13 protein-coding genes are annotated in these 11,636 nt (G+C 52.2%); 7 read left to right on the top strand and 6 right to left on the bottom strand.

Features of this window, described 5'->3' with window-relative positions:
* A partial coding sequence (locus HJG40_RS08360) for a hypothetical protein (protein ID WP_215863765.1) occupies nt 1-275 on the top strand: 275 nt, incomplete at its 5' end.
* A 41-nt stretch (nt 276-316) separates the two neighbouring features.
* Complete coding sequence (locus HJG40_RS08355; protein ID WP_215863764.1) at nt 317-2,101, top strand: putative bifunctional diguanylate cyclase/phosphodiesterase; 1,785 nt, start codon at nt 317-319, stop codon at nt 2,099-2,101.
* Between the two features lie 14 nt (nt 2,102-2,115).
* On the opposite strand, the gene HJG40_RS08350 is transcribed toward HJG40_RS08355, so the two are convergent.
* Together HJG40_RS08350 and HJG40_RS08345 are read right to left on the bottom strand one after the other, a co-directional pair.
* Entirely contained in the window at nt 2,116-2,673 is a 558-nt protein-coding gene (locus HJG40_RS08350; RefSeq protein WP_215863763.1) for a GTP-binding protein, read from the bottom strand.
* Nucleotides 2,674-2,736: 63 nt separating this feature from the next.
* Entirely contained in the window at nt 2,737-3,123 is a 387-nt protein-coding gene (locus HJG40_RS08345) for a hypothetical protein (RefSeq protein WP_010639271.1), read from the bottom strand.
* Nucleotides 3,124-3,337: 214 nt separating this feature from the next.
* Between HJG40_RS08345 and HJG40_RS08340 the strand changes: the two genes are divergently transcribed.
* Nucleotides 3,338-3,712 (top strand): YMGG-like glycine zipper-containing protein, encoded by a 375-nt coding sequence (locus HJG40_RS08340; RefSeq protein WP_193649448.1) that lies wholly within the window; start codon nt 3,338-3,340, stop codon nt 3,710-3,712.
* A 19-nt stretch (nt 3,713-3,731) separates the two neighbouring features.
* Nucleotides 3,732-4,274, top strand: a complete 543-nt coding sequence (locus HJG40_RS08335) for a hypothetical protein (protein WP_215863762.1) — start codon at nt 3,732-3,734, stop codon at nt 4,272-4,274.
* Here HJG40_RS08335 and HJG40_RS08330 read toward each other — a convergent pair.
* Nucleotides 4,271-6,016 (bottom strand): peptidoglycan D,D-transpeptidase FtsI family protein, encoded by a 1,746-nt coding sequence (locus HJG40_RS08330; RefSeq protein ID WP_215863761.1) that lies wholly within the window; start codon nt 6,014-6,016, stop codon nt 4,271-4,273. The two genes, HJG40_RS08335 and HJG40_RS08330, sit on opposite strands and share 4 nt — an antisense overlap.
* A gap of 58 nt (nt 6,017-6,074) precedes the next feature.
* On the opposite strand from HJG40_RS08330, the gene HJG40_RS08325 reads away from it, so the two are divergent.
* Both HJG40_RS08325 and HJG40_RS08320 read left to right on the top strand, forming a co-directional pair.
* On the top strand, nt 6,075-6,251 hold the full coding sequence (locus HJG40_RS08325; protein WP_215863760.1) for a hypothetical protein: 177 nt from the start codon (nt 6,075-6,077) through the stop codon (nt 6,249-6,251).
* Entirely contained in the window at nt 6,242-7,369 is a 1,128-nt protein-coding gene (locus HJG40_RS08320; RefSeq protein WP_215863759.1) for a septal ring lytic transglycosylase RlpA family protein, read from the top strand. The genes HJG40_RS08325 and HJG40_RS08320 overlap by 10 nt, the downstream gene beginning before the upstream one ends.
* On the opposite strand, the gene HJG40_RS08315 is transcribed toward HJG40_RS08320, so the two are convergent.
* The 3 genes from HJG40_RS08315 to mrdA form a co-directional block, all read right to left on the bottom strand.
* Nucleotides 7,350-7,658, bottom strand: coding sequence for a superinfection immunity protein (locus HJG40_RS08315; RefSeq protein WP_215863758.1), 309 nt, complete (start codon nt 7,656-7,658; stop codon nt 7,350-7,352). The two genes, HJG40_RS08320 and HJG40_RS08315, sit on opposite strands and share 20 nt — an antisense overlap.
* Nucleotides 7,655-8,902, bottom strand: a complete 1,248-nt coding sequence (gene kch / locus HJG40_RS08310; RefSeq protein ID WP_215863757.1) for a voltage-gated potassium channel protein — start codon at nt 8,900-8,902, stop codon at nt 7,655-7,657. Before kch ends, HJG40_RS08315 begins: the two co-directional genes overlap by 4 nt.
* Nucleotides 8,903-9,270: 368 nt before the next feature.
* A complete protein-coding gene (mrdA, locus tag HJG40_RS08305) occupies nt 9,271-11,118 on the bottom strand; it encodes a penicillin-binding protein 2 (RefSeq protein ID WP_215863756.1) in 1,848 nt (615 codons plus the stop codon).
* Between the two features lie 264 nt (nt 11,119-11,382).
* Between mrdA and HJG40_RS15225 the strand changes: the two genes are divergently transcribed.
* Nucleotides 11,383-11,511, top strand: coding sequence for a hypothetical protein (locus HJG40_RS15225; RefSeq protein WP_254892802.1), 129 nt, complete (start codon nt 11,383-11,385; stop codon nt 11,509-11,511).
* The last annotated feature ends 125 nt before the right edge of the window (nt 11,512-11,636 follow it).

Here is an 11,636-nt window from a genome sequence, read left to right as displayed (position 1 = left end):
TCTTCAAAGAAAGCGCTGAAGTCGTAAATCCGCGTGAGATGTTGCAGACGACTGATAATGGATTCCTGATTCATGGCGTCCTTTTTGAAAGTGTTACCCTAAAAAGGCGGGTGGCCTATAGGCTTTTTGCTCCAATGTCCCTTGCCTGTTGTTCTAAGGCTCATCCTGCTGTCAGGAGAGAACTCGCCCTGCGGGCTCAGACGGCTCTCCTGACGGGCGCAGGATTTCACCAAGAACAACAACGGCGCGGGACAAAGTCGCGGCAAAGCCTATAGGCCACCCGCCTTTTTAGGGTAACACTTTCAAAAAGGACGCCATGAATCAGGAATCCATTATCAGTCGTCTGCAACATCTCACGCGGATTTACGACTTCAGCGCTTTCTTTGAAGAAACTGCAGCACTGGCTGCGGAACAATTGCAGGCCGAAGGGGCCGCCTTCATTGTTCGTGAAGGCAATAATTTACGTTATTTATTTTTTCACGGCTTGCCGTCCGCTTATGCGGAGTTGGCCAGCCATGTTTTTCCCGATAATCAGGGCATCAGTGGCCGGGCTATTCAACTGGATCAGGCGGTATTTGTAGACAATTATCCTGCAGACTCCTCGGCCATGCCTGAATATATCGCTACCGGGCTGAAAGCCAGTCTGGTCATTCCTGTGCATGGTCCCGAAGGAACCAATGGCATTCTTGCCATTTCGTGGTTTACGGCCAAAATTCCCGTAGTCAACGAAGCGCAGTTGCAGCTCGCCCAACTGCTTGCCGACATGCTTGGCGCGGCCTGGTACCGCATGAGCATGGAACTGCACCTGGAGCATATAGCCACTCGGGATGCGCTCACGGGTGTCCCCAACCGCTATCAACTGGAGGAAAGACTCCAAACCGCCTGTGCCCGAGCACAACGTGATCAGCGTACTTTAGCCCTGGCCCTGCTGGATATTGACGGCTTCAAGGAAGCCAATGACAACCTGGGGCATCAGGCTGGTGACCGGCTCTTGCGCGAAATCGTGACGCGTCTTCAAGACGTGTTGCGCGCCAGTGATACCATTGTTCGCCTGGCTGGGGATGAATTTCTTTTACTCCTCGAAAATCTGCACAGTCGTCGAGATCTGGAAGATATTTTACAACGCGTGCTGATTGCCCTGAATATTCGTATGGGTATTGATCACCAGCAAATCCGTGTCACTGCCAGTGCTGGAGTCACCACTTATCCACATGATGAAGTTCCCGTTCTGGAGCTCATTCATCACGCCGATCAGGCGGTCTACCGGGCCAAGAGCCAAGGAGGCAACTGCTGGGTTTATTATGATCACGACGATGACGAACGCCGTCGCACCGCACAACGCTTACGCGGCGAGCTGGAGCGCGCCTTAAAACAGAAAGAATTTGTTTTGTACTGGCAACCCATCATCAACTTGCATACGGGTCAGTGTGTTGCTGCAGAAGCACTGATTCGTTGGCAGCACCCCGAAAGGGGCTTGCTGCTACCCGCCAGTTTCATGGATATTGCCGAAAACTCTCCGGCTATGCTACGGATTGGTGCCTGGGTCATTCAGGAAGCGTGCCGACAGGGAAATCAATGGGCAGAACAAGGCTTCCTACTCGACATTCAAATCAACCTGTCCGCCCGCCAGATTGAGAATCATCGACTCTGCGAAGAACTACGCTCGAATCTGAACATGTGCCCGGCTCTACTTCCAGAGCGGGTCTGTCTGGAACTCGTCGAAAGAATTGCCCTACGGGACATTGGCAAAACCTCACGATTAATCCAGGACTGTCAGAGCCTGGGAGTGAGTTTTGCACTGGACGATTTTGGGACCGGTCCTGCAGCCCTGCAATATCTGCTTGAACTTGGATGTAACCAGATCAAAATTGATCATACTTTTGTTATTCCAATGACGCGCAGCCAGCGTCATCAGGATATGGTCCGCGCCATGATACAAATGGCCCACGCCTTGGGCGTTTCCGTGACCGCTGAGGGGATTGAAGATGAAATCACCCTGCAACTTTTGCAGACCAGCGGAGCGGATCGTGGTCAGGGTTACCGCATTGCCCGACCAATGCCTGCACAGGAAATGGCCACCTATTTGGGAAAGCAAAAATAAGACATTTTAAAAATTCAGCTTTGTAGGCTGACTGTCAACATCATTTCATCCAGCAGCATGCGCAACAGCGCAAAAACCTCTTCCGGGTCTTGTGCATCCGTAGTAGTCAGACGTAATCGAAGATCACCATGTCGTAAGTAAGGCGGCATTTTAAGCATGTCTCGCTCATCCAAAGACAGCTTATTCAGTGCTACGACGACAACGGCGCGATTCAGATAAGGAAGAATCTTGTCCAGATAGAGATGAATTGCAGCGATAGGATTAGGACGTTTGGCGTCCACCAGAACAACCAGCCCATCGGTATTTTTGCCTAAAATTTCCCACATAAACTGAAATCGTTCCTGCCCGGGAATGGCATATAAATGCAAGCGATAATCTGTTTTAGGACAGGTAACCACTCCGTAATCCATCGCTACTGTGGTAGTTTTTTTCTTTTCTGAAGGCAGCGCATCTGAATACTTGGCATCCGTACTCAGCATATTTTCACCGAAAATGGATTGTAGGGCGGTCGTTTTACCAGAACCAACATGCCCCGCAATAATAACCTTTTTTTCTATGGGAGCATCATTCATAACTCTATGATTCCATTTGCGACAACAATCAATATCCCGGCAAAGTTATCCTTTAAAAGCATATTATGGCTTGCTAATAGCTTGCCCTACGTAGCGCCCCATCCAGTGCTCTATTTGTTGAACTTCCTGAAGATGTCCATAGAGGCCAATGCGTGCTGAAAATTTGGTAACTGCAGCGCCCTTGGATGTGAGATTAATAAGGACAGCATTACCCTCAGAATCATAGCCGTGGACTTCCACGGTGGTCGGGCTGATTTGCTTAGCTCCGGTGAATTGCATGCCTGCCTGGGGCAAAGCCTTTTCTGCAGCCGCCGTGACCACCGCCAGCGAAGCCGGATAGTACGTATAATAAGGCACCGGATTGACTTGTGGCGCCCAACTGGCCGTACAACCGCTCAGCCCCAGAGCCAAAACCACAGACACAGTCGCAAGGCGTGACGAAAAAGACATAAATTCCCTCCAAAAACAGCGGACATTAATCAGAATGATGGTTTGATGTACAATATACCCGAAAATTCCGGGGAACAATGCTCCATCTACGATGCCTCGCTTTTCATCAGACTCCTGCTGTAGGTACTTGGCTACAGTGGCACAACCATGTAACTTTGTCCCATACTGTGAACTCGGCCTATTATGATTAAACGCTTAGAGGAGCTGAACACTCATGAAAACTGCTAAATGGTTGATAGCGGCTACTTTCCCCCTGATCCTTGCGGGTTGTGCGAACAATCCTTATGCCAGCAATGGCACCACGGCCAATACAGCCGGTGGCTCCCTGCTCGGCGCCGTAGCTGGCGCGGTCATTGGCAACCAGACCGGTTCACCGCTCGCGGGTGCTGCCATTGGCGCAGGCCTGGGTGGATTGGCCGGATATGGTCTTTCCAATCAGCAACAGCAAGCACCTGCCCCGCAACCCGGCTATTACGCAGCGCCCCAAGGCAGTGTCCCCTGTCCGGCCGGTTATGTGTGCAATCCAACGGCGCCTCAGTATCAGCAGCCTCCGGCCTGTCCAGCGGGTTACACCTGCACACCGCGCTAGGTCTATGCCTTTAGCAGCGATGAATACCCCATCCGCAATGCCCGCCATCGAACATATCGGCGGGCACCTTGAGGGTGGAAAAACCCTCTACAAGCACCCTCTCGCCCTGCCAGGCATCATTTTAAGTTCGGGCGAGGGCAGCATTCGCAGTTATCAGTTTCACCCGCTTGAAGCAGGCGTTCCGGTCACCCCACTCATTTGCCAAAGCATGGAGCCGCTACCGAGCGGAACCGAAGCAGATTTGCTGGTCCGCCAGGGGCATATTGTGGCGGTGCGTCTGGCTGATGCCCATATTGCCTTGCATCCGGAAATTTTGCGGAAATCGGCTATTCGCGAAGTGTTGCAGCGCGAATGGCTACTTTCGGTATTTCTTTTTGGTCCGGTTGCCGGAGTGTTTCTGGTCAACATGATTTTTGGGATGCCCACATTTTTATGGTGGACGGCTTTGGGAGTCCTGATTTTTTCCTGTCTGATCATGGGAATTCTGGTCAGAAACGATTTACGTAAATTGCAAAACTGGGTGGACGAATTACATAAGCTGGCCAAGCAGCAGGGTGCTTAGTTTCCGCCGCCCTCCGACCAGATTTCCGCCTGTGCGGTGGTAATATTCGGCGCACGCAAACGACACACCGATTTGCCGCACCATTCTGGACCAATATCCAGTTGCTCCAACGCATGCTCCATGGTTACCCGGAATACCGGGGCTGCCTCGACCCCTCCGAAATTCCAGAATTTATTGCTGTCACGCAGGGTTACCGCCATCACCAGTTGTGGATCACGCCCCGGTGCAAAGCCCACAAAAGTCGCATTGGTGCGATGATGAAAAAAACCATCCTTGCCATTGGCTAAATCTGCCGTACCGGTTTTGCCTGCTACTGCATAACCGGGAATCGCCGCAAGAATACCGGTACCATTGGGCTCGGCCACACTGCGTAACCAGCGTCGCAAATCGTTGGCTACCCAAAAAGGCATGACCCGACGTTTGACTAACGGCTCGCCCTTCACCAGAACGGGACGAATATGATAGCCCCCATTGGCGATGGCAGCATAAGCATCTGCCAATTGCAGGGTAGTCACAGAGATTCCATAACCAATAGAAATTGTCGCGTGGCGCGCTTTTCCCCAACCTTCCCAGGCAGGCAAAACGCCCGAAGTCGTTCCTGGCAATGCGACCTCGGGAACATCACCAAAACCCACCGCCCGATACATGGCATAAATATCCCTGCGTGGCGTCTTCAGGGCTATTTTGGCCGTGCCAATACAACTGGAATACTTGAGAATATGCTCAATATTCAAAACGTGATGAGGAACATCATCGGTAATCGGATAACCGCCCACCCAAAGGGGATGGAACACATTAAAACGGGCCGTTGGGCTCACACTATGCGTAGCCAGTGCGGCGGCAATGGCAAAAGGCTTAATCACTGATCCGGGCTCAAAAGCCTGATGTACGGCGTTATCCACATAATCCATAGGATTACTGCAACTTCCGATATTATTGGGATTGCAACTGGGGACACTGGCCATCGCGAGCACCTGCCCGGTCCGTACATCCATGACCACCGCCGAACCGTTACTGGCCCCGAAATGACGCTGGGCAGCCAGCAAGGCCATATAGGCCCAATATTGAATCTGTGGATTGATGGTAAGCTGCAGGGCATGTCCGGCACGGGGAAGGCGCAAAATTTTATCAACATGCACAATTTGTCCATGACCATCTTCAAGCACCCGTTCCTTGCCGGGATACGCCGATAGCCACTGATTGTAGCCCAGTTCCAGTCCGGTCCCGCCCTGATGCTGGAGGTTGACCATACCTAACAGCGGCGCAGTGACGGCACCCAGCGGATAATAACTGCGGCTGGTATTTTGCACATAAATACCCGGAACCTGCAGTGCATCCAGTTTTTTTCCCAATGCGGGGGGAACCTGCCGGAGAATATAGGCATAATCTGCCCCACCTCCGGCAACCCGTTCGGCAAAACTGGCAGGACTCAGATGTAATATCTGAGCAATGGCGCCCCAATGATTTTGATGTTTATCTAAAATGGCCGGGTCGGCCCAGATAGTGACGGCTTTGACATTGACCGCTAAAGGTTCGCCATTTCGGGCGGTGATTACGCCACGCTCACTGGGCAGCGGTAAGGTTCGCAAATAACGCATGCGCCCTTGAGATCTTAACGTCTTGTGTTCCAATAGCTGCAAACGCAAATCCCGGGCAAGTACGGCTGCAAAACCGAGCAGAAGAACAATCATCAACCAGCGTGCCCGACCCGAAGGTAATATTTTAACTGACGGCTCAGTCATGAGCGGGGCACTGCCTGCTGGCAAAAGTATTCATAGTGAACTCTGATGGAGTTTTAACATGAATCAGACGGCAGTGCTGATAAAAAGTTCCGGGAATACGGCAGGATTTGAAATATTGTTCTATATGCACATGAGAAAAGTTTGGCAACCCAATGCCAAACTTGAACTTTCTGAAGACTCTGCCCTAGAATGGCAGAAACGACACTATAGAGGTCATGCATTTTCATGCGCTTGAAGCAGGCATTCCCGTTTTTCCGATTGGGGACTTTTACCCTGGCTGTTGCGGCCCTGGCTGGCTGTGCCAGCATGCCCGGCCACCTGCATGATTCTTCAGGCAACGGCTATGGATCAGCCTTGGACAACTCCGCCTATTCGACCGGGCAGTCCTGTTACGCGCCGACGCCTGACCTGAATGCTGCCTACAATCAGCCCTATGAAATTGACGGGCAATGGTATCACCCGATGCACAACGTCTCAGGATTTTCTGAAAACGGCGTCGCCTCCTGGTATGACCGCCAATCTTCCAGCGACACAACGGCTATGGGCACGGCCTTCCATGCCCGGCAACTGTCAGCCGCGAGTCGCACCTTACCCCTGCCTTCCTGCGTGCGGGTGACCAATCTTGAAAATGGTCGCAGCATCGTGGTGCTGGTAGATGATCGAGGACCCTTCGTAGACGGTCGCATCATGGACTTGTCGGCGGGTGCCGCCAATGCTCTGGGAATGCTCAATCGGGGGACTTCCCGGGTACATATCCAGGTAGTCCCCAGCGCCTTCGGTCCCAATGTCCCGGCTCCGCAGATTGTCCAGGTCGCCCAAAGGGCAATACCGCAATCTCCAGCACCACAATCTGTAGCGCCAGAACGGGTTATTCCTCGGGCCGCCCCCAAAGCTATTCCCTTGCCCACCTACACGCCTCCCGCAAATGCCCGGGGAAATCTGACGGCAGTAGTCAACCAGGCTTTCGCAAGCAGCACCCCGGCGCTCCAGACCGTGACGGCCCAGGTGGCCCCGCCGACACCAGCACCACAGCTCGCGCCACAGCCCTCTGTTTCACCTGCGCCGCCAACAACCCATGTTCTGCGTAGCTGGCACAGAAGCCCGCAAGTCGAGCAGGTATATCTGGAAACGGCCCAGGCGATGGGTATGCAAAGGGCACTTCGTGAACGCAGCAAACTTCAGGACTTTGGCATCAGCACCGCCAAGCTGGTACGCGCTGCATCGAGCAGTCCCGCCGGTCTCTACAAAATCAAAATCGGACCCATGGCACCGACAGCCGCTCCCGAAAATTACGCATCCAGCCTGGAGCGCTTGCGTCTGGGCACTTTTGTGGTCAGCGAACAGGCGGGTTAAAGGCGTCAGCCCTTACCCGGTTCAGGGGCGGCAAGCGTCGTTCGCCCAGAATAGCCCAAACGATCAGTACCACCCAGGCAATGCCGGACCAGCCCAGGACGATATTGAGGACCAACACCCAAAGAAAATGCTCATGATGACGAGCAGCGGCAATCACGCTCGGCACGAAGTAAATCAGCAAACCGAGAACCGCCGCCAGTAACCAGACCACAAAATGAATAAACAAGGCGGCGATGCCCAGACCAATCAGCGCCAGCAGCACAATGCCGATACCCAGAAATGCGCTCATGCTTCTGCTCCTTCCGTTTTCGCGGCAAACAATTTGTTGATAATGGTGTCTCCCTGCATTTCCTCGCCACTTAAGGTCATGGCCAGTAGTTCTCCGCCAAGCACATCGGGCGAAATAATCAGATCTGCACCAATCTGACGTAACCGTTCAAGATTTTTGGCATCCTGAACAGCGGCAACGGTTTTTCCGGAAACATTCAAATCCTTGGCGGCCAGGATGATAAAAGCATTTTCACTATCGATAACCCGCAGGGCCAGAATACCCAGGGCACACTCAGCACCCGCCCGCCGCAATACCTCCAGATCCGTCGCATCACCCACCATTAAATCTTCATTGGCCATCCATTCGTTTTCTGGAGGAGCAGGGACCAGAACCAGCGTCCGTAAATGGCGGGCGCGCAACGCCCGATAGGTATTTTGAGCCAGCATATTGTCGCCAATAATCAAATAATGATTACGATAATGGCGTTTCTCACCACCCATGAGCAGTCGCTGCATCCGACCATTGAGTAACGGCACAATCACTGCAGATATAGAGGTGGCAAAAACCGTAATACCCAGAATAATAATGGAAATCACGAAAAATCGGGCATCAGTACTTTTGGGAACAATATCCCCATAACCCACCGTCGACATGGTGACCACGGCGAAATACAGGGCACTGACCAGATTGGTAATGGGTGGTGAAAAACCGGCACCAAGCACATAACTACCCAATACCGCATAACTCATCAACAACAAGATGGAGATAACTGCGAAAAGTGTACCTGCCGCCACACTGGAGTGTGCAAAATGTCGGCGGAACAACAGCAAAGCAATGAGAATGATGGCGTTGAAAATGGTGAATCCGCTCCACTCCAGTCCGTAATGGTGGAGCAGCATGGCCAACATTGCCCCTGCCAATACCAGCGTAATAGCCCAGGAAAAACGTGAGCGGAACAGCAAACCAAAAGCCATTAACAAGAGGACAATGCCCAGTACGGCTTCGGGTACCGTGCCAAGCGCTGAAAGCAAAGGGGCCTGGGTCAAGCTGGTGGAAGGCGCTAATTCGGAAAGCTGCGGGAAAACGCGCAGCAAATTAGGGAGCGCATTGAGAATAGCAAGAGCACCCAGCAAACCTACCGCCAATGCCATAGGAATATGGGGAAACCAGTGATCCAGATATAAAACCGCACGAGCCTTGGCCACGAATCGAAACAACCTCTGGCGCAAAGACAGGCGCATTACGTCAGGAATTCGAATCATGGCAGTTCCTCAGGTTTTATTCTTACGTATGAGTTAACGGTGTCGTAGCAACACTAACCCTTCAGACATAATAAACGCAATAAAAAGCCTGACAGGTCTTTAATAAACGAACGAATAGATGAGGCGTTGAATCAGCTTTACACACAGGATGACGAAAAGCCGGAAACATTCATTAGATCAGGCACTGTGCTCGCTATCATCAGGGTCGGCCGGACCAAAAGTAGTCCGCATACCCGCATACATGGCAACAACCCACAAAGCGCCCAGAACAATAAAAGTAGCATAAAACATGATAGTGACTCCTTTTCGGGTAACTGATATTTCAAGTATATCAGTAGACCATAATCATCGGGAACAGTTCAAATGGATCAGCCAAAAGCCTGGGCGGGGTTCACGACAATATTGGTGAAATCCCGCAATTTCATTTTGGGACGCAAGTCACTCAAAATAGCCGCCTTGGCCACCGGAAGCGCTTGCCAGGCATTGTTCCCGCCATCTTCCACCACCGCCGCCACAGCAATTTGTGGATGATGGAGCGGTGCCCAACCAATGAAAAGAGAGTCATCATTATAAATGGTGCGACCATCCTGATAACCGATGGGCACTTCGGCTGTTCCGGTTTTACCGGCCATGGACAAACCGGGTGTTGCCATGCTTTTACAGGTTCCCCGCGTCACACAGGCCGTCATTCCCTTACGAACCGCCCGTAAAGCAAAAGCAGGAATATGCAGATTTTTGGCAGAGGGTATCGCCAGAGGCTGTCGCACCTCGGTTTCCGGATTGACGAATGCGCTCACCACATGCAGAGAGGGTAAATATCCGCCGTTGGCGATGGCTGACACGGCACGCACCAATTGCAGTGGTGTCACCAGCAAGTAGCCTTGTCCAATACCCAAAATTACCGAATCGCCGGTGTACCAGGGCTGATGAAAATGTGCTTCTTTCCAGCGCGGCGTCGGCACAAAACCGTTGGCGCTACCGGGCGTATCAATGGGCGCCGGGTGACCAAAGCCAAAACGCCAGAGAGCCGCATCCTGACGTTGAATGCCCATTTTGATAGCCAGCTTGTAAAAAAATACATCTACCGACCAGGCCAGCGCCTTGGTCAACCCGGTTTCACCGAAGCCCGAGCGATACCAGTCCCAGTAAATATGCCCCCCCAGGCGGATATAACCGGGGCAGTAGGTGTGAAAATCGGGTGAAATAACATGATCCTGCAGCGCTTCAATGGAATAAAAGGGCTTGATGCAGGATCCCGGAGGATAAAGCCCTTGCGCCACTCGATTCAACAGCGGGCGGCCCTTGTCATGCAGCAGGCTCTGCCAATGGACATCGCTGATTCCACCCACAAACCAGTTGGCATTGAAACTGGGATTACTATAGCTGGCAATGACTGCGCCATTATTAGGATTAACTGCCACCAGCGCACCACGAAAATGATTGCGGCGCATTACCCTTGCGACGGCGCGCTGCACCCGCAGGCGCAAACTGGTCAGGAGATTATCACCCGGCGTCGGCGCAATATTCCGCAAATTGGCCACAGGCACGCCCAAAGCATTTACCTCTTTGATCTGATATCCGAATTTTCCACGCAGTTCGCGCTCAAAGGCATATTCCAGACCATTTTCTCCAATAAATTGGCGGTAAATGTATTTTTGCGGATCAAAGCCTTTCAGATTTCGGGCGCTAACCGGTCCGACATAACCGACTACTGAAGTAAATAGAGTTTTGTAGGGGTAATAGCGATGCCACTGTGCGGCCACTTGCACTCCTGGAAACTGCATATCGCGCACCGAAAATGCAGCTATTTGTTGGGCATTCATGCGGCGCAGCAGAATTCTGGGGATATAGGGTGGTTTGTCATCCAGTGTCCGCAGTAAATGCGCAATGTTTTTTTTCGGAACAGGAAACAGTTCCTTAACGCGCTTCAGGGTTGCATGCAGGTGTTCGGTTTCGTCAGGAATGATTTCGAGCACATAGCGCGGATGGTTGGCGGCGAGAATCTGGCCATGACTGGCAAGAATCAGCCCGCGTGCCGGAGCAACCGGGACAATGGCCGTGTGATTGGCCTGAGCCATTTGCCGGAAGCGTTGATAATGCAGCACCTCCAGATCGACCAGGCGCCAGATCAGGTACACAAACGCCAGCAGCAGCAAGGCAATAGCCAAAGCCAAACGACCCCGGAAGCGACCGGCTCTTACGGCGTTCGGACTCATACAAATCTGCCTGTAACAACCATGAAATGAGGGAACAACAATGGCGTAACGGCCTCTGCTAACAAAGTTTATGGCTATGCTGAGAGGTCATGATGGTGGGGAAAGTTCCCCAAGCCTCACACATTACTGTTGAGCTGTTGGGAACTTCCCGCGAAAAGTAGGCGTCTTAAGACGCGTGTACAGCACCCGTGACCATGACTTGAAGATGCCGCTAACAACTCGCAATCATTCCTGTAATTACTCGTTGGAACTCAGATCTGTTCCATGCTGATGACTGACGTCCTGGAAATACTGCTTATTTTGGCAGGCATCGCCCTCTTCACTTATCCAGCCAGCATTCTGGTGGAGAAGATATTGCGTCATTGGGACAAAAATCATCCTGAAAAAAATTAGGAGCCTACGTTTATGCCTTTACGTTCATTCAGTTTTCAGCCACGGCAGATACTTGTCGCCGTAATAGCCGCAACGGCGGGTTTTGGACTCGGTGCGGCAGGATGGGCTTTTGCTGCGGATAGTCA

Source organism: Acidithiobacillus concretivorus (assembly GCF_018853445.1).
Taxonomy (GTDB): Bacteria; Pseudomonadota; Gammaproteobacteria; order Acidithiobacillales; family Acidithiobacillaceae; genus Acidithiobacillus; species Acidithiobacillus concretivorus.
This window is presented reverse-complemented; position numbering and strand designations above follow the sequence as displayed.